Genomic DNA, 20,012 nt, shown 5'->3' with positions numbered 1-20,012 from the left:
TACTCTAAACTGATGTTATTTTTTATCCTTTTTATAAAAAGAACATGCTTTACTTATTGGTAAGTATAAGCTTTAAGTAGAATGTTACAAATTTCCAATAAATATAAAAGTACTCTATACCAATTACAGCATTTTGTCTCAAAAAATGAGTGATTTACTATAATTAACTAGAAATATGCTTTTATTTTTCATAAAAAGTCTTAAAAGGCTATTTCTTACGCATATAAACACTAATAGGCACACCATTAAAGTCAAAGTGTTCGCGAAGTTTATTTTCTAAGAAACGTTTATAAGCATCTTTTACATATTGTGGTAAATTACAGAAAAAAGCAAACTGCGGTTGTGGTGTTGGCAATTGCATAATGTATTTAATCTTTACAAATTTTGCTTTATAAGCTGGCGGTGGATAGTTTTCTATAATAGGAAGCAATACATCATTAAGCTGGCTCGTTTTTATTTTTTTGGAACGATTTTTATAAACCTCAACAGCTGTTTCTATCGCTTTAAAAATACGTTGCTTGGATACTGTTGAAATAAATATAACTGGCACGTCCGTAAAAGGCTCTATTTGCTTTCTAATAGCCTTTTCATACGCTTTCATTGACTTATGGTCTTTCTCTACCAAATCCCATTTGTTAACTAAAATAACAATGCCTTTTCGGTTACGCTCTGCTAACCAAAATATATTCTGTACCTGTCCATCAAAACCACGTGTGGCGTCTAATACTAAAAGACACACATCTGCATGCTCAATAGCTCTAACACTACGCATGACTGAGTAAAATTCTAAGTCTTCTTTTACTTTGGCTTTTCTACGTATTCCCGCTGTGTCAACTAAATTAAACTCAAAACCAAAACGATTATATTTTGTATCAATAGAATCTCTTGTGGTTCCTGCTATATCAGTTACTATATACCTATCTTCCCCTATTAATGCATTAATAAATGACGATTTTCCTGCATTGGGACGACCAACAACTGCAAAGCGTGGTAGTTCCTCTTCTTCTACTTCTTCCTTTTCTGGTAAGGCTTCAACTAAAGCGTCTAATAAATCACCTGTACCACTTCCGTTGATACTTGCAATATTATAATATTCTCCTAATCCTAATGAATAAAACTCTACGGCATCTTCAGAACGTTTAGCATTATCAACTTTATTAACTACCAAAAACACTGGTTTGCTAACTTTTCTAAGCAAATTAGCAACGTCTTCGTCCATACCTGTAACGCCATTTTCAACATCTACCATAAAAATAATAGCATCTGCTTCATCTATAGCTAATTCGACTTGCTTATCAATTTCAGCTTCAAAAACATCATCACTACCTAACACATAGCCCCCAGTATCTATAAGAGAAAACTCCTTTCCGTTCCAATCACTTTTACCGTAATGACGGTCTCTTGTAACGCCACTCACTGCATCAACTATAGCTTCTCTTCGCTGTATTAAACGATTAAAAAAAGTTGATTTCCCTACATTTGGTCTTCCTACTATAGCTACTATATTGCTCATAATCTATAAATGATATGCAACAGCCTAAGGCTGATTTATTTATATTCCTCGTTTGAAATATTTTGCAAAAATAGGAAATATAGTCTACTCAAAGTGTTTTTATAAAGATTAAAACTAAGAACTCATTTAGACTTTTTGGATTTAAGCGAAAATTAGAAGTTTTTGACTATGTTGAAGGCTTTTTTGAATTGTATAACAGAGCTATGGAAGGAAAAAAAGACAAAAACAGAGCTGAAAACAGCCATTTTTTAGCAAATTGAAAAAGTCTAAATGAGTTCTATTTATGTTTTATAGAAAAAAACAGTAATTTACTGTACTTAAAATACTGATAACATGCCAGCAACAAATGATATTGTTTTAAGACCTCGTTTTAAAATAGAACTTAATAAAAGCAACCAATCTATTTTAAAAGATTTTGAAGCTCTAAAATCCAGCCAATCTGATTTTATTGTAACACGACTAGACAATCATGTATTTATTAAATTCCCAAAAGAAAAACAGCATTTTTGGTCGCCTCAACTCCATCTAGAAATTGATGAAATTGACAGCAATTCAAGTTTACTTCATGGACTATTCGGACCAAATCCTACGGTTTGGACCATGTTTATATTTTTTCATTTTCTAGTTGCAGGTTTATTTATAGCCTCTGGAATATGGGCTTATACTAATTCATCTTTAGATAAAAGTTATGCAATACAAGTTAGCCTAATGTTCTTAATGGTACTTATATGGGTTGTTTTATACTTTGCTGGTAGTATAGGGAAGGCTTCGAGTAAAAATGAAATGCGAGCATTGCATAATTTTATGAACGATGTTATTAAAATTGAAAAAGCACCTAAATTTTAAAAATCAAAGTGCTTAATCAACTAACTAAAACTCAATAAGCTAAACTAACTAAACATTATTGAATATTTTCTAAGAAACCAACTACCAACTTCATCAGAAGCCAATAATAAATACTCCTATATTTTGGCTTTGTTGCATTGCAGAGTACTAAGCATAAATACTAAACGGTTTGCTATAAAGTTTCATATTTGGCTACTTTTAAAGTCTCAAAGATGATACATATATTTAAAATTAACGTTACCCTATTAAGAAGAAAGTATTAAGGTTTTCTATTGATTGTAACCAAAACGTTTCAATTGATTTTGATTGCTTCTCCAGTTTTTATTCACTTTAACATACAACTCTAGGTGGATTTGCTTACCGAAGAACTTTTCTAAATCTTTTCTAGCTTCTACGCCTACACGCTTTAAAGCACTTCCTTTATGACCGATAATAATGCCTTTTTGAGTTTCTCGTTCTACCATGATAACAGAACGAATTCTGATTATTTTCTCTTCTTCTAAAAACTCTTCGGTATCGACTTCAACAGCATAAGGGATTTCCTTTTTATAATGAAGTAGTATTTTTTCTCTTATACTCTCATTTATAAAGAAACGTTCTGGTTTATCTGTTAACTGATCTTTGGGATAAAATGGTGGCGATTCCGGAAGTAAGTCTATAATTCTATCAAATACTTCTTTTACTTGAAAACCTTCAAGCGCAGAAATTGGTATAATCTCAGCATTAGGTACTTTTTCTGCCCAAAGCTGTACTTGTGTTTCTAATTGTTCTTGATCTGATCTATCAATTTTATTTAAAAGTAATAATACAGGAATTTTAGAGCTTGTAATTTTTTTAAAGAATGCTTCATCTTTTAATGCTTGCTCTCCAATTTCAACCATATAAATTAATACATCTGCGTCTTCAAAAGCCGATTTCACAAAACCCATCATTGATTCTTGCAATTCATAAGCTGGCTTTATAATTCCTGGCGTATCACTAAACAGTACTTGAAAATCATCTCCATTTACGATACCTAAAATTCTATGACGTGTCGTTTGCGCTTTAGATGTTATAATAGATAACTTTTCTCCCACAAAGGCATTCATCAATGTAGACTTACCTACATTAGGATTACCAATAATATTTACAAAACCTGCTTTGTGACTCATATGTTCTCTATTTTTTACTGATGCAAAGTTACGATGTTTGTACTTTATCACAGCATCAATACTTATAAAACAAAAAACAGGAAGCACGTGCTTCCTGTTTTTTGTTTTATAGTGAACTCATTTAGACTTTTAGGATTTAAGCGAAAATTAGAAGTTTTTGCCTATGTTGAAGACTTTTTTGAGTTGCATAGCAGAGCTACGGAAGGAAAAAAAGACGAAAACAGAGCTGAAAACAGCCATTTTTTAGCAAATTGAAAAAGTCTAAATGAGTTCAGTGTTAAATAGTTTTAAATTACTTAACTATTTCTAATAATTCTACTTCAAATACTAAGGCATCAAATGGCTTAATAGCACCACCTTGACGTGGAAAAGCACCATATGCTAAATCTTGTGGAATGAAAAATTTATATTTTGAACCAACTTTCATAAGTTGAAGTCCTTCTGTCCATCCTGGAATTACTTGATTAACTCCAAATTCTGTTGGTTTTCCTCTATCTACAGAACTATCAAATACAGTTCCATCAATTCTAGTTCCATGATAATGAACTTTAACTTTTGACGTTACTGTAGGAACTTCTCCTGTACCTTGTTTTAAAACAATATATTGCAATCCACTTTCTGTAGATTCTACACCTTCTTTAGATAGATTTTCAGTTAAAAATTTCTCACCTTCTATTTTATTTCCTCCATACTGCTCTTCAGCTTTTTTAAGCGCTTCTTCTTGCGCCTTTTTAGCTTTTTCTTGCTGTGCTTTTTGCATATAGGTTTGAATAATTTTCTGAACTTCTTCTTGTTTAATTAAAATATTAGAAGAATCTGATGCATTCACATATCCTTGAACAAATAAATCATTGTCAAACTCAGTAAAACTAGTTTTTACGTTTCTAGCTACATCCATTCCAATGGCATAACTAACAGAGTCTATTTGTGTTGTTAATGGTTTATTTGTAACACCGCTCTTATTACATGACACTACAAGTAAAGCAATCATTGCTACACTTAAAAATTTTATTGTCTTCATCTTTTTAATTTTATTTTTTTAGTTACTAGTTATTACATTTATAATTTCGACTATAAATGCTAAGTTTTATTATGTTATTTTTCAATTGATGCCAAAAGTAACAAATTTACACGCATAAAAAAAAGAAAAACCTTCCTGAATACAGGAAGGTTTTTAACCATGTAGGGTTAATGATATTCTTTTAATTGATTATCTAACCTCTTTAATAAGTTCAATAGAAAACCTTACTTTCTCTTCAATCTTAGCATAATCAAACTGCCCATTGGCATCTTTCGCCATTAACTTAGATCCCATTCCAACACAAGTAACTCCTGCATTAAACCAAGCTTCAAGGTTTTCTTTTGTTGGAGACACCCCCCCAGTAGGCATAATACTTGTCCAAGGTTGAGGCCCTTTAATCCCTTTTACAAATTGTGGTCCGTAAATATCTCCAGGGAATAATTTAACAATCTCACAGCCTAATTCTTCTGCTCTTGCTATTTCTGTTAAAGTTCCACAACCAGGAGACCATAAAACTTTTCTTCTATTACAAGCAATAGCGATATCTTCTCTTAAAACTGGTGTTACAATAAAGTTAGCTCCTAAAGCCATATACCTAGAAGCAGCAGCAGCATCGGTTACAGAACCAACACCCATTACCATACCTGGTAATTCTTTAATTGCATATTTTATTAGCTCACCAAAAACTTCATGAGCAAAATCACCACGAGCTGTAAACTCTAGTAATCTAGCACCACCATCGTAACAAGCTTTTAATACTTTTTTACTAGCTTCTATATCACTATTATAAAACAAAGGAACTAATCCTGAGCTTTTCATAACTTCTGCAACTTCTATTCTTGTAAATTGTGCCATATATCTTTAATTTGTTGATTTATTGAGATATTTTACTATCTAGCAACTCTTCCTGAAGCGTCACCGCCCATTAATTTTTCTACTTCACTAACAGTAACTAAGTTAGCATCTCCTTTTATTGTATGTTTTAGACATGATGCTGCTACGGCAAAATCTAAAGCATTTTGGTCATCTTCTGGGTATTTTAATAATCCGTAGATTAGGCCTCCCATAAATGAATCTCCGCCACCTACTCTATCAACAATATCTGTGATTTGGTATTGACGTGTTTCGTACATTTGCTTACCATCATATAAAACACCTGCCCAAGTATTGTGGGATGCAGATATTGAACCTCTTAACGTTGTAATTACTTTTTTAGCTCTTGGAAATTTTTCCATCATTTGCTGACAAACAGATAGGAATGCTTCCGCTTTTACATCATGTCCTTGCGTTTGAACCGAAATACCTTCTGGTTTAATACCAAAGTGCATTTCTGCATCTTCTTCATTTCCTAAAACAACATCACAGTATGATGTTAACTCGGTCATAACGGCTTCTCTGTGCGCTTCATCACAGTATTTCCATAATTTAGCACGGTAATTTAAGTCTGTAGAGATAGTAATTCCTTTTGCGCTAGCTGCTTTTACAGCTTCTAAACAAACATCTGCAGCACCTTGAGAAATTGCTGGTGTAATACCAGTCCAGTGGAACCATTCTGCACCATCAAATACTTCATCCCAATCAATCATTCCTGATTCAATTTCAGCAATCGCAGAATGTGCCCTATCATAAACAACTTTACTTCCTCTTGAAACGGCTCCCGTTTCTAGAAAATAAATCCCTAAACGATCTCCTCCATAAACAATCTTATCGACACCTACGCCTCTTTTACGCATTTCCATCATTGCACATTCACCAATGTCATTTTTTGGTAAACGTGTTACGAAATCTACTGAGACACCATAATTAGCTAATGAAACCGCTACGTTTGATTCACCTCCACCATAAATAGCATCAAAATTATTAGCTTGTGAAAATCTTAAAAATCCTTGAGGAGCTAATCTTAACATGATCTCTCCAAATGTTACTACTTTACCCATTACTTAAATCCTTATTTAGGTTAATTTATTATTTTGCTTAAACGTTTAAGCATATATGCTAAAATATAATCAAAGTCATAAAAATTATATAATTTTGATTATAAAAACTAACGCAGTATATTTGCTTAAACGTTTAAGCAAATATATAAAAAATTTGAATATCAAAAAGAAAACAACCATAAAAGATATTGCTAACGTATTAAATATTTCTCCAGCTGCTGTTTCCAAGGCTTTGCATGATGACTCTCGTATAAGTGAAAAGACAAAAAAAGCTGTAAAACAAGTTGCTAAAAATTTAAATTACCAACCAAATCATCTTGCCAGTGCATTACGCAAAGGGAAAAGTCATTTAGTTGGTGTTATTGTCCCTAGAACAAATAGTAACTTCTTTTCTTCTGTAATTCAAAATATTGAGGAAGAATTAGATAAAGAAGGTTATAACATTATTATTACGCAGTCTAACGAATCTTATAAAAAAGAGTGCCGTAATATCGATACTCTTTTATTTACACAGGTTGATGGCATTATAGCTTCTATGGCTAATGAGACTATTAACTTAGATTACTATGAAAAAATTAAATCTAAAGGGATTCCACTGATTTTATTTGACCGTGGGGAAAATGATTTAAACGTAGATTATATTGGTATTAATGATTACGATAGTAGCCACATGATTGTTGAGCATTTAGTACAGCAAGGTTGTAAACGAATTGCTCATATTGGTGGTTATAAGCGTACACGAATTTTTAATAATAGGATTAGAGGTTATATTGACGCTCTAAAAAAGCATAATCTTTCTTTAGAAGATGAACTATTAATTGAAAGTAATCTTACGATTGAGGATGGAAGAGAAAAAATGTCTCAACTGTTGGCTTTAAAAAACAAACCGGATGCTGTTTATGTTGCTGGGGATTATGCCGCTTTGGGTGCCCTACAAATATTAAACGAACAGGGTATCAAAATACCTGAAGATATTGCTTTAGTTGGGTTTGGTAATGAACCTTTTACTGCAATGGTTACTCCCAGTATTACGAGTATAAATCAACATAGTGCAGAGATAGGAAAACAGGCCGCTAAAACGTTTTTAGAGCATGCAAAAAAATCGGTTGTTAAACAGCAATTGAATAAAATAATACTGGATGCCGAGTTAATTGTTAGAGATTCTTCTAACATTAAAAATTCATAATTTCTATTATAGAAATTCGTTTAAACTGCTGCTGCTAACTTTGCAGCAATTCCAGAAAACACTACCAATGTACCAACTGTCTTACCTCCAAAATAATCGCTTGGTAATGTTTGAACATTTTCTATAGCAATTTAGAAGCCACGTAAATATCCTCGAGCCCAAAAATGATTGCCCAATATGGTTTCTCTTTTAAATAGCACTTCTTTGAAAATATTTGAACGGCTGTCTTTCCATTGACAACTCCTACTATCTTAGAAACAGAATACTTCGAAGGAATTGAACAAACTAAGTGGATGTGATCCGGTTGAATTAAAATTTCTTCTATCAAAACATCATACCAACTACATATTTGTTCTATTCTTGATACTACTATTTCTTTGATTTTTCCCTCTAAAACACGAAACCTATACTTAGGCGTCCAAACTATATGATATGTACAACTATAAACACAATGTGTTAATTTCCTCTATTTTGGCGTAAACCAAAATTATAAAAATCGGTGAAACCAATGGGGGCGTAATTCCACCAAAAGTAGAAGTTTTACTAATTTTCAATAAAAAAACCTTCAATCTATAATTGAAGGTTTTGCCTATTCGATTTCTTTTTGATTTTATAAATAACGCTTCTGGGGTACAAGTGATTAAGTTGGTAACAATAAACAAATTCACTAGGAGTTTTTATATCTAAACTAATTATTCTCCATAACTCCCATTAGCTCCATTGAATAGTTATCTTTTGCCTGTATATAGGCTACTTTAGGAATAATAGTAGCCCCTACTTTTTTCTTTTCAAAGGATGCAGTCATACCAAAATCTATCTTTTTAAACCCAAGTCTTGTAGCTCGTTTAATTGTTTGATACAATAACTGTCTATAAACCTGATGTTTTTCGGTATAATTATAATCCATACCAATAAATGCGGGTGTGTATGTCACTCCTAAATTCTTATAACAAAACATAACGCCCACTGGGATATGCGATTTCCCTTCATTAAACTCCTCTTTTAAATAAATTGCTATAAACTCCCAATTAGGATGCTGGGACATCATTGTAAATAACTTTCTCGGTAAAGGAAACATGTTTAAAGCAAGATTATGCTTATTCACATTAGTATATAATTCATAAAATTGATCTATCAGTTTTTCACTGGATGCTTCACTATATGATACCTTAAAGTGTTTTTCATAAGGCTGGATATCTTTTTTAAAGTGTTTTCTAGAACGTGTGGATAATGACTCTGGATACTCATCTATGGTTTTCCAATGAAGATCAAGTATTTGGCATGAGTCTGGCATCACTGTTTTAATAAAACCTTGTTGATGGAATAATTGACTTAGCTCATCATCGTTTTCAAAATCTCTCAGTACGACCCAATTTGAGTTAAATTTCAGCTCCAGTTCTTCAATTTTATCCAGCATTTGCTTCATTGCCAACTTCCAATCTGGATGTGATTTATCTAAGTATATATGCTCCCCTTCAGTAAATGGCGACCCCATTCCCAATACCTGTGAGGTGAGATAATAAGGATCGTTCTTTCGTGTTTCTTCCAACTTAAGCGATACAGAAACCGGAGCTAACATATCTTCTTTCCAAAGCGCGTATGTAAAAAATGTAGCTAGTATAGGAGTGTTGTTTTCATCTCTAATAATGATATAGTGAAAGTCCCAATTATTTTCGGAAAGCTTGTTTTTAGTAAAAACATTTTCAAGAAAAAGTAAACCATCCCAATCAAAAACTCCTTTTCCTCCCATCAGTTTGTTCCATTCACCCATATCGACATCTTGTATGGTCTTTTCATACACGACACGGAATTCTTCATGAACTTTCTTTTTAGGCGTTTCGTCTAAAGTAGGCAACTTAAAAGCTCTTCTTACTTTATCTGAAGTTGTATGTGTATCTTCTAAGGCTTTCGGATAATGGTAAACCATGGCATCTACTAAGCTTTTAATTTCTTCTGCTTGATTATGTCTAGAAATAGTAACTCTTATACCTGTATTCTTTACAGGGACTGCTGGAAATATTCCTAAATTCACAAAAAATCCCTCTTTCATTAACCTATTCACAAAATTATATCCAGTAACCGGCATACCTGTACCAATATAGAATACAGGAGAATTGTTTTCTTCAACTAAAGGCAGGTCTGTTTTTGATAATAAGGTATTGAATAGCGTTATGCGTTCCAATAGTTCATTTTGAAGCATATAAATTTCGGGGGAAAGATGAATATCGGCAGATGCTATTGCTGCTGCAACTGACGCTGGTTCTAATTGAGCTGAAAAGGTTAAAGGGCCTCCAAAAGTTTTAATTTTATGATATCTTTTTTTATGAGTACATACTGCAACAGCACCACTGGCTCCAAAAGTTTTACTAAGTGTTCCAAACAATAACACATTATCTGGTAATTCATCTAATTTACTAAGAACATATCCTGTTCCATTTTTACCTGCCCAACTCATTCCATGAACATCATCTAAATACAAGTGTAGTTGCGGGTATTTGTTACATAACTCCATAAGTTCATCTAAAGGCGCCACATCTCCGTACATAGAATAAACACCATCGGCCATGTACCATATCTTTTTGTACTTAGAAGATAATTTTTTGATTTTGTCTTCTAACATATCAAGGTTGCTATGCCTAATCATCTCAATGGGCACACTACGCGTTTTAAGTACATTTGCTGCACTTTGCACGCTCCAATGCACCTGATGATCTAAAATAATAGCATCACCATCTTCAACAGCACTAGGAATAACACCAAGATGCCCAAGCGTACTGTTCTTTGTAATAATAATTGGCGCATCGTACAATTGGGTGATTTTCTCCTCTAGCCCAGCATATAATGGGTTTGAAATATAGCTTTTAGAAAGTGGAAACTGTGTTCCGTATTTATAAACAGCGTCCATAGCTGCTTTTTTTAAACGCTCATCCTGTTCCAACCCTAAATATCCTGTTGTTCCGAAATGAAAAAGATCTTTTTGTTTTATCCGTATCTTTCTACCTGTAAAACTATCGCCTTCTGCATACAAATGCAAGACACCTTGTTCTTTTGCATCTGTGAATACTTCATTAACGGTGTCAAGAAAATTATTGTGCTTAATTTTTGCCATTTTAAAGTTTATTATGTGATTAAAGTAATATATATGGGGACAGATACGATCTATAGTACTTAACCCGTATAGGCTATAAATCCAAACAATACTAACACCTAGATATTTATTAAAATTAAGAACCTAATTTCACAATAACTCTAATGATTTAATAAAAAATCCCTTACAGATAAGTTTTTATCCCTTTAAGACAAGTTTTGTTAAAGTAAAAAAATGTGTTGAGACTAATTTATACAATCAAAAAAACAACCAAAAAACCTAACAAACAGACGATTAACAGGAGATTCATTTTTTTTTGTTTTTTTTAAAAGCAGAGAATTAAAACATAATACATAATTAACTAAAAAAGACATCTAAGGATTAAAAAGTACGGTTTTACCCCAGCTACGTTAAAATAATTGTAATTATATTTGTTTTGTTATAATCTATTTTGTCATAATTTGTTTCGCTTTATATTAAGATAAATCTCTCCCTTATACAAATATAATTGCAATTTATGCGTTTAGATTAGTTATGTATAAAATTTTTGAAACCCCTAAATTATAAAACACTTTGATAGACCATTTAGAAAATGAGTACGCGAAGTTTTGGATAGAAAAAGACATTCTTTATTTTGTTTACAAAGATGGAATCTCTATAGATCAATCGGTCGCGATAAAAGTTGTAGAAGATCGACTTCTACTGCAACAAGGCAAGGCTTTTTTAATCCTTTGTGATATGAGAGGTATTAAAAAAATCAATAAAAGCGCAAGAAATTATCTAGCGTTGGAAGGATCTACTTTAATTAAAGCGGTTGCTTTATTAGTTAATACCCCATTATCTAGTACTATATCTGGTTTTTATATAAAAACTAGTAATCCCTCAATTACAACTCAGGTATTTACCGAACAAGAGGATGCTTTAAAATTTCTAAATAACTATAACCCTTTATAAGTTTTGATTTCTCTATTTTTTCAAGTAAAATAATTTTTAGCTTTTACTGTTTATAACATATTAAACCCCTCTAATAATATAAAACAATGCATCTATTTAAATTTAATTTTACCCCCTATCAATGTAAATAGTATGGCTAACCGCGTGATAGAAAACGAGTATGCTAAATTTTGGATTGAAAAAGGTATTCTATATACCGTATACAAAAATAGTGTCTCATTAAACGAATCTGCAGCCATAAAGATTGTAGAAAACCGCCTGACATTGCAACAAGGTAAATCTTTTTTAATCCTTAGTGATGTAAGAGGTCTTAAAAACACAAATAAAAATACGAGAAACTACTTTGCTATGGAGAGTTCTGTACCAATTACTGCTGTTGCATTATTAGTCAATAGTCCATTAGACAATACCTTGCCAGAATTTTTTATTAAAGCCAATAATCCTGTCTTTAAGATTGAAACGTTTACTGAAAAAGAGAATGCATTAGAGTTTCTTAATAACTATACCACCACACCGATTAACTATGAACCCTATAGAACTTTAGACCCCAACTGTTCAATTAAATTTGAAAAGGATAAATCCCTTGAACATTAAACATAACCTATAAAGTAACATTTATGAACGATGATGACACTAATAAAGAAAGAATAAAGCAAATCCATACGATGCTTTTGGAGTTTGCCAGTGGAAATTTTGCATACAAGATTGAAAGATCTGACTTGGATGATGATATTGAAGCACTTACCGCACTAGTTAACATGACCTTTGAAGAAATAAAAGCTTCTTTTCTTCATCAAGGTTATGCAAATCTTAATGAAACGTACAAACACCTGGTTCAAATGTTTTTGTTTTAGACACCAAAGACTCAATTATTGCCTTCAATTCTCGTATTAAACAAATGTTGCTTTTTGATGATCATGAATTACAAGATAAAACGTTTTCTACGTTTCTAACTGATGATTCCAAATTAGCCTGGAATGGTTTAAAATCTAAGCTAGCTAAAATTAATATCGATGCTCAAGAGGAATTCATTTTGCTGTCCTTTAGAACTAAACAAAAGTTAATTTTAACAACAAATTGTCTGGTTAGTAAATTTATAGATAAGGTCAATCAATCGGAAAGAGTCGTCATCACATCTATAGAAATTATTAAAAACAGTACAGAAAGAGAAACCGAGTTACGAAAAACGGTAAGCTCTGGCAAGAATCAAAATAAAATTGCCAGTCTTTCCTCCAATGTAACTAAAAGTAAACAATTAAATTTAAGTTTCGCTGATATTAGAAAAATCCGAAAAATACATGATCACATCATAAACAATTTAGACAAACCTCTTTCTCCACTAATAGAATTGGCACACACTTTTGGAACCAATGAGTTTAAATTAAAGTATGGTTTTAAACAATTATACGGACAAACAGTATTTCGTTTTTTAATAAATGAAAGGCTCCGAAAAGCTAGTGTATTAATCCAACATACGGATACATCCATAAAAGAAGTTGCCCATGTAACAGGGTTTATAAGTGCGCCTCATTTTTCTAAAGCTTTCAAGGAAAAATACGGGTACACTCCAAGAGATTTAAGAAAACGATCTAATAACGATGATTATTTATAGCTAAATAACATAACGTTTTATTAACATTCCTTTTTGTAACTTGTTATTCTTTAATTCAAAAAACAGTATTCATGCCTGATGATGCTACGAATAAAGAAAGGATAAAACAAATCCATAGAATGCTTATGGAGTTTGCTAGCGGAAATTTTGCTTACAAGATTGAAAGATCTGATTTGGATGATGATATTGAAGCACTTACCGCACTAATTAACATGACCTTTGAGGAAATAAAAGCTTCTTTTCTTCATCAAGGTTACGTAAACCTAAATGAAACTTACAAACATTTAGTCCAAATGTTCTTTATATTAGATATGGAGGACACTATTATCACTTTTAATGCTCGCATAAAACAAATGTTGCTTTTTGATGATCATGAATTACAAGACAAAACGTTTTCTACATTCTTAACCCAAGACTCTAAATTAGCTTGGTATGCCTTAAAATATAAACTCACACAAATTAATTTAAACACTCAAGAGGAATTTATTTTGCTTTCCTTTATAACCAAACAAAAGTTAATTTTAACAACAAATTGTCTGGTTAGTAAATTTATTGATAAAGCTAATCAATCAGAAAGAATCGTAATTACGTCTATAGAAATTATTAAAAATAGTACGGAAAGAGAAAATGAATTACGAAAAACAGTACGTTTTGGTAAGGAGCAAAGTAAAACAAACCATATATCCGGTAAAGGTAAACAGTTAAGTCTAAGTATTTCTGATATTAAAAAAATACGAAACGTATATGATCACATCATAAGCAATTTAGAAAAACCACTGTCTCCATTAATAGAATTAGCACACACTTTTGGAACCAATGAGTTTAAATTAAAGTATGGTTTTAAGCAATTATACGGACAAACTGTATTCCGTTTTTTAACAAACGAAAGATTAAGAAAAGCTAGTGTATTAATTCAACATACGGATACATCAATAAAAGAAGTCGCGCATGTAACTGGTTTTAAAAGCGCTCCTCACTTTTCTAAAGCTTTTACAGAAAAATATGGATATACTCCCAGAGATTTGAGAAAACGATCTAAAGATGATTCAGTACAATCTAATGATAGCTCCTAAGTTTAAAAAACCAAACATCAAGTTCCAAATATTAAATATACCAACATCTAGCACAAAGTATCAAGTTTTGGACTTCTAGCTCAACGTCATTAAGTTAAGGCTGAAATGTTAGTCTGAGTACTTCGACTATGCGCAGTATAAACTAAAGCTTAGAATCTAAGCTTCAATCAAATACCAAATTCTAAGTTTGAAAGAACATACAACCTCCCGTTTACTGTAACTGACAACTGCCTGTAATATTACATCCCTTTCAGATAAGTTTTAATCCATTTGAGTTAAATTCTATCATCGATATTTGCCATATAGTTGTTAGTTAGTTAGTTGTCTTTTCAACTTCGGTTGCGCCCAGTCAACTTTATTGGGATTTTAGATGTTGAGCGTAACTGGATTTGAAAAGAACAAAATTTCTAGTACTAAACAATAAATCCATAGCGCCCATTGATAACCATTTCATTAATTACTAACAAAACGACAGCCTCTATAAAGACTTATAGCATGGGCTCAAAAATCAACTTTCATATCAAAAAACAAGGCTATTCATCACAAGTTTGTATAAAGAGGCACTCATTTTTATTAGCTTTTAAAAAGTCTAGCGTGGGAGTTACTTGCTCCTACAAATTCCATATTACTAAATTAATTCATTGCCAGTTAATAAACTTAAACGTGTGAAATATTGTTTTTTTGTATTTACAATACTTTACCTGACGGCATCTTTCGCACAGACAAAACCGTTTAAAATTTCTGGAACACTCATTTCTGAAACAGACAAAATACCTTTAGAAGCTGCTACCATTTATTTAGAACGTGTTAAGGACAGCTCACTAGTTACCTACACTATTTCAGATAAAAATGGTATATTTTCTTTAGAAGGTAAAACAACCGATACTCATTTAAACTTTTATGTCTCGTATGTAGGGTATCAAACCCATTATCAAACAATTCATTTAGACCAAGAAATTACCGATTTAAAAACCATTAGCTTAAAAACTGATCTTAATGCTTTAGAGGAAGTTTTTATAAAAGTCAGTCCTCCAGTTGTTATAAAAAAAGACACCCTAAAATTTAATGCTTCATCTTTTAAAACAAAAAAAGACGCTAATGTTGAAGATTTATTAAAACAGTTACCAGGAGTTGATGTTAATGAAGCAGGGAAAATAACCATAAATGGTAAAGAAGTAGATAACATTTTGGTAAACGGAAAACCTTTTTTTAGCAACGACCCCACTATTACGACCAGACATTTAAGTAAGGAAATTATTGAGAACATCCAGATTACAGATACAAAAACAAAGGCTGAAGCTTTTGCTGGAGACGAAGGAGATAGAGAGAAAAAAACAATTAACCTCGTTATTAAAAAAGAAAACAACGATGGTGTTTTTGGGCAAGTAGCAACTGGCATCGGAACAGATAAGCGTTATAAATTTGCTGGGATGCTTAACCTTTTTAATAACGATCAGCGTATTAGTCTTCTTGCTGGAGGAAATAACATTAATTCACCTGGTTTTAGCTTTGGAGGTGGACTTACAAACGGTCAGGGCATTACAGTATCACAAAATTATGGCGCTAATTACGTTGACAAATTAAAAGACAAGAGCGATATCTCTTCCAATTATTTTTTCTCTAATAGTAGTACTGAAAACGAGAACACTGTGCAACGTGTAAATATTCTCCCAGATTCGAGATACAATTCCAATTCTAACACAAAATCATATAGTGAAAGTGATAATCACAATGTTAATCTAGGATTTAATATCGAGTTAGATTCCACACTTTTAATTCATATTAATCCATCATTTAATGTTTCTAAAAATAATACCGAAACTTCGGGAAGTGAAGCATCCAGAGATGAAGAAAACACGTTAACAAATCAATCCAGTACATCTTCATTTTCAGAAGCTTTAAATAAAAATTTTAGTAATCATTTAAGTATTACAAAGCGTTTTGGTAAAAAAGGAGCTTATTTAAGATTTAATATCTCAAACACCTATAATGTTATAGAATCAGATGACTTTTTAAACACTGAAATTGCCATTTTTGGAGATAATCCAGAAACTATTAATAGGGATCAATTTACAGATGGGGATCAAAAATCAAAAAGTATTAATACAAGTACTACTTTCAGATGGCCTTTACTATCAAAAGCATTGTTTTTAGACCTTAAATTTAATTACAGGCATGACAAACAGCAAAACATTAAAAGTACTTTCGCCTTTGATCCAAACACACAAGATTTCACTCAATTTGATGAAGAACTGAGCACCGATTTTAAATATACGAACAAAAGGAGCACACCAGCTTTAAGACTTGCTTATAAAAAAGAAAAATGGTCTGTTAGTTCTGAAGCAGGATACGTATTTAGGAGCTTACAGAATAATGACCTTTTAAGACCTCAGTTAAGTTTAGCTCGTAACTTTGAAACCATCGAATTACGATCGAATTTTCAGTATCAATTCAATCCAAAATCTTATGCATACGCTAGCTATGGCCTAGACAACGTCCCACCACAACTGTCACAACTACAACCCTTTCAAGATATATCTAACCCCCTAAATACGGTGACAGGTAATCCAAATCTAAAACCCACAAACACGCATAGTTTTTATTTTGGGTATAATACATTCAACTTTCAAAAACGCAACGGTTTCTTTAGCTATATCTATGCCAATTTAAGTAATAACCAAATAGTCACTAAAACAACTATAGACGAAAATTTTGTTCGAAACACCAGTTATTCTAATGTAGATGGTGGCTATACTTTAAGTGCCAGTAGCAGTTACAACAAGACAATAAAAATAGATAGTTTAAAAACATTTAAATATAATGTGGGGCTCTCTGCAAGTATAAACAAATCTGTTAACTTTAATAATGACGTACAATATGCTTCAAACAATACGGCTTTAACACCACATCTAGGCATTACTTTTGCATGGGATAACGTTATGATGATTGTCCCCAACTACAGACTATCATTTAACAAAACCACCTTTGATTTAGATGATTTTGAAAACCAGGAGTTTATTAATCATTCGGCTGGATTACAAATAACAACATTCGTTCCCAAAAATTTCGAATGGCGGCACGATATAAATTTTAATTATAATCCTAATGTTGGAGAAGGCTTTCAAAAAAGTGCCTGGTTTTGGAATACAACTCTGGCTTATACTATGTTTAAAGATCAGGGAACTTTATCTTTAAAAATTTATGACTTATTAAATCAAAACACAAACGCCAGGCGTATTGCGACCCAAAACTACATTCAAGATTCTCAAAGCACGGTTCTTAAACAATACTTTATGTTTAGTTTTAATTGGAAGTTTAATAATTTTTAAAAGATCTCCTATTTAGTAAATTGCTTTGTCAGAAGAAGGAACGACTGAAGAATCTAAAAAACGTTTTTCGCTTTATCAGTAATTCTACAAATACAGAAACGATGTAAAACATTGATTTTTCAATAGATCTAAGAAGTGTTATGAGATTCCCTGCCTGCGGCAGGCCAATGTCATTAAGTTAAGACTGTGGTGTCATTTTGAGCATTACTGAATAACAAAACATGTTTTGTTATGAAAGTAGCAAGCATAGCTTATCGAAGACATTTAAACTACTTGCTTTCAATAGCATTTCGACTGCGCTCAACGTGACAAAATAAAATAAATTCCTTTAACTTAATGACATTGTGCGGCAGGCAGGTTCGCTTTGCTCTGACAAACAAATTTTTTAAAAATATATACTTATTATAACAAGGTTCTTAAACTAAACTTGAAGCCTTCCAGAAAAGTAAAACGAATGTCATATTGGGGCCTGTCGAAATATTTCAACTATTTAATAATCAACGTTTTTTTCGACAAGCTACTGTTGACGTATATTTTAAACAAGTATAAAACAACATATCTACTTGTCAATTCGAGTATTCCAATTTTTTCATCGGAATATACCGAGAACTCATCATAATCGTTACTTTTAATTAGGTCTCGATACATTTTTATCGTTCCTCAAAAAACACTCGACCTGACAACTTGATATTATTTCAAATTACTTTGAACATTTTCAATAACTATTCGGAATGGAGAAATCACATAATTAATAACTATATTTTCTCTAATGTGATATCTCCTATCGTCGACATGACAACAAAACACAATTTCACATTCAGTGTCAGTTCAGTATTCCGATTTTTTCATCGGAATGTATCGAGAACTCATCATAATCATTACTTTTAATTAGGTCTCGATACATTTTTATCGTTCCTCAAAAAACACTCGACCTGACAACTTGATATTATTTCAAATTACTTTGAACATTTTCAATAACTATTCGGAATGGAGAAATCACATAATTAATAACTATATTTTCTTTAATGTGATATCTCCTATCGTCGACATGACAACAAAACACAATTTCACATTCAGTGTCAGTTCGAGTATTCCGATTTTTTCATCGGAATGTATCGAGAACTCATCAGAATTGTTACTTTTAATTAGGTTTCGATACATTTTAAAACACTCGACCTAACAAGTTAAAATTACTATGCCTTTTTTGGATAGCCTTACTCTTTTCTATAAAACCAACACGATATCGTTAAATCCTTTTCAGTTAAGTTTTAATCCATTAAAATTAAACTCTATCCTCGATATTTGTGATGGTTAGTAATTTTTGTCTTTTTGACTTCGGTTGCGCCCAATCAACCATCTATTGGATTTCTTCCGATTGTGCGTAGCCGAAACAAAAAAAAGAAAGTATCTTTTTCTTTTAATCAATCTTGTCAACTAAGCATATACCTATCCTTCTATGTCAGTCTAAAGGAGCGTAGTCGAAGACATTATTTAACCTTAGTTATTAATAATATCCCAACTTTAGTTGATGTTAAATACCTACAATATAAACCAAACAAAAAGACATCCTTTTCGGATAATTTTTCATCCTTTTAAGTTAAATCTTATCCTCGATATTTGTAGTGGTTAGTAATTTTTGTCTTTTTGACTTCGGTTGCGCCCAATCAACCATTTACTGGATTTCTTCCGATTGCGCGTAGCCGAAACAAAAAAGAAAAATAGACTCAATAGATACACGAACCAAGCCCCATTTTATAAATAATATACTACGATATTTTTTTGCTGTTAACGCAGTCATATCTCCAAAGTTGGACAAATTAAAACATGAACATATCTATTTATAAACCAGACTTATAAGACATCCTTTAAGGACAAGTTTTAATCCTTTTCAGTTAAATCTTATCATCGATCTTTGTTCAGTCTGATATCTAATTTCGGTTGCGCCCGATCAACTTTTTTATAGGGATTCTGGGGGTTGAGCGTAACTGAAATTAAACAGAAAATCTGATGTTTTCTTTAGGTTAGTCTTAACATTTCAAAGTTATTTATATTTTTAATAGACTTACTTAAATGTCATGCCTTAATCGTATCTCATGTCTGCATGACTACAAGATACAATTTTAATTCACAATTAAATAATGGTAGGTCAGTTCGAGTATTCCTATTTTTCGTTGGAATGTATCGAGAACTCATCAGAATCATTACTTTTTATTAGGTCTCGATACATTTTTATCGTTCCTCAAAATTCACACGTTTGTCATTTCGACAGAATGAGGAACGAATGACGAGAAATCCCATTAGG

Annotated in this window: 15 protein-coding genes and 1 pseudogene; 9 read left to right on the top strand and 7 right to left on the bottom strand. The window is 32.0% G+C overall.

The window, feature by feature from the left end; translation table 11 throughout:
* Positions 1-208 precede the first annotated feature (208 nt).
* Complete coding sequence (der, locus tag Q4Q39_RS19300; protein WP_303284220.1) at positions 209-1,513, bottom strand: ribosome biogenesis GTPase Der; 1,305 nt, start codon at positions 1,511-1,513, stop codon at positions 209-211.
* A 333-nt stretch (positions 1,514-1,846) separates the two neighbouring features.
* On the opposite strand from der, the gene Q4Q39_RS19295 reads away from it, so the two are divergent.
* Positions 1,847-2,359 carry a GTP-binding protein gene (locus Q4Q39_RS19295; protein ID WP_303284219.1) on the top strand — a complete coding sequence of 171 codons (513 nt, stop codon included), beginning with the start codon at positions 1,847-1,849 and terminating at the stop codon, positions 2,357-2,359.
* Positions 2,360-2,628: 269 nt separating this feature from the next.
* Here the strand turns inward: Q4Q39_RS19295 and era are convergent, their stop codons facing one another.
* Positions 2,629-3,510: a GTPase Era gene (era, locus tag Q4Q39_RS19290; protein ID WP_303284218.1), complete on the bottom strand. Its 882-nt coding sequence runs from the start codon at positions 3,508-3,510 to the stop codon at positions 2,629-2,631.
* A 111-nt stretch (positions 3,511-3,621) separates the two neighbouring features.
* Between era and Q4Q39_RS19285 the strand changes: the two genes are divergently transcribed.
* Entirely contained in the window at positions 3,622-3,765 is a 144-nt protein-coding gene (locus Q4Q39_RS19285) for a hypothetical protein (RefSeq protein ID WP_303284217.1), read from the top strand.
* 37 nt (positions 3,766-3,802) lie between these two features.
* Here Q4Q39_RS19285 and bamJ read toward each other — a convergent pair whose 3' ends face one another.
* The 3 genes from bamJ to Q4Q39_RS19270 all read right to left on the bottom strand — a co-directional run bounded on the left by bamJ (position 3,803) and on the right by Q4Q39_RS19270 (position 6,468).
* A complete protein-coding gene (gene bamJ, locus Q4Q39_RS19280; RefSeq protein ID WP_303284216.1) occupies positions 3,803-4,531 on the bottom strand; it encodes a BamJ family beta-barrel-assembly machinery protein in 729 nt (242 codons plus the stop codon).
* 189 nt (positions 4,532-4,720) lie between these two features.
* Positions 4,721-5,386, bottom strand: coding sequence for a bifunctional 4-hydroxy-2-oxoglutarate aldolase/2-dehydro-3-deoxy-phosphogluconate aldolase (locus Q4Q39_RS19275; protein ID WP_303284215.1), 666 nt, complete (start codon positions 5,384-5,386; stop codon positions 4,721-4,723).
* A 35-nt stretch (positions 5,387-5,421) separates the two neighbouring features.
* On the bottom strand, positions 5,422-6,468 hold the full coding sequence (locus Q4Q39_RS19270; protein WP_303284214.1) for a sugar kinase: 1,047 nt from the start codon (positions 6,466-6,468) through the stop codon (positions 5,422-5,424).
* 121 nt (positions 6,469-6,589) lie between these two features.
* Here Q4Q39_RS19270 and Q4Q39_RS19265 point away from each other — a divergent pair, with 121 nt between their 5' ends.
* Positions 6,590-7,654, top strand: coding sequence for a LacI family DNA-binding transcriptional regulator (locus tag Q4Q39_RS19265; RefSeq protein WP_425555503.1), 1,065 nt, complete (start codon positions 6,590-6,592; stop codon positions 7,652-7,654).
* 121 nt (positions 7,655-7,775) lie between these two features.
* On the opposite strand, the pseudogene tnpA reads toward Q4Q39_RS19265, so the two are convergent.
* Positions 7,776-8,105, bottom strand: a pseudogene (gene tnpA / locus Q4Q39_RS20655) (IS200/IS605 family transposase); the annotation flags it as partial.
* Between the two features lie 237 nt (positions 8,106-8,342).
* Positions 8,343-10,763 (bottom strand): bifunctional aminotransferase class I/II-fold pyridoxal phosphate-dependent enzyme/GNAT family N-acetyltransferase, encoded by a 2,421-nt coding sequence (locus Q4Q39_RS19260; protein ID WP_303284213.1) that lies wholly within the window; start codon positions 10,761-10,763, stop codon positions 8,343-8,345.
* A 552-nt stretch (positions 10,764-11,315) separates the two neighbouring features.
* On the opposite strand from Q4Q39_RS19260, the gene Q4Q39_RS19255 reads away from it, so the two are divergent.
* The 6 genes from Q4Q39_RS19255 (at position 11,316) to Q4Q39_RS19230 (ending at position 17,710) form a co-directional block, all read left to right on the top strand.
* Positions 11,316-11,696, top strand: coding sequence for a DUF7793 family protein (locus tag Q4Q39_RS19255; RefSeq protein WP_303284212.1), 381 nt, complete (start codon positions 11,316-11,318; stop codon positions 11,694-11,696).
* Positions 11,697-11,828: 132 nt separating this feature from the next.
* The gene (locus Q4Q39_RS19250; protein WP_303284211.1) at positions 11,829-12,290 is read left to right on the top strand and encodes a DUF7793 family protein; all 462 of its coding nucleotides are present in this window, start codon (positions 11,829-11,831) and stop codon (positions 12,288-12,290) included.
* A 23-nt stretch (positions 12,291-12,313) separates the two neighbouring features.
* Complete coding sequence (locus Q4Q39_RS19245; protein WP_303284210.1) at positions 12,314-12,550, top strand: hypothetical protein; 237 nt, start codon at positions 12,314-12,316, stop codon at positions 12,548-12,550.
* Positions 12,551-12,594: 44 nt separating this feature from the next.
* Positions 12,595-13,308, top strand: a complete 714-nt coding sequence (locus Q4Q39_RS19240) for a helix-turn-helix domain-containing protein (RefSeq protein ID WP_303284209.1) — start codon at positions 12,595-12,597, stop codon at positions 13,306-13,308.
* Positions 13,309-13,379: 71 nt separating this feature from the next.
* A complete protein-coding gene (locus Q4Q39_RS19235) occupies positions 13,380-14,381 on the top strand; it encodes a helix-turn-helix domain-containing protein (protein WP_303284208.1) in 1,002 nt (333 codons plus the stop codon).
* A 665-nt stretch (positions 14,382-15,046) separates the two neighbouring features.
* A complete protein-coding gene (locus tag Q4Q39_RS19230; RefSeq protein ID WP_303284207.1) occupies positions 15,047-17,710 on the top strand; it encodes an outer membrane beta-barrel protein in 2,664 nt (887 codons plus the stop codon).
* Positions 17,711-20,012: the final 2,302 nt, after the last annotated feature.

Source organism: Flavivirga amylovorans (assembly GCF_030540875.1).
GTDB classification, from domain to species: Bacteria; Bacteroidota; Bacteroidia; order Flavobacteriales; family Flavobacteriaceae; genus Flavivirga; species Flavivirga amylovorans.
The sequence above is the reverse complement of the archived record's forward strand: the minus strand, read 5'-3'. Positions and strand labels throughout refer to the sequence as shown.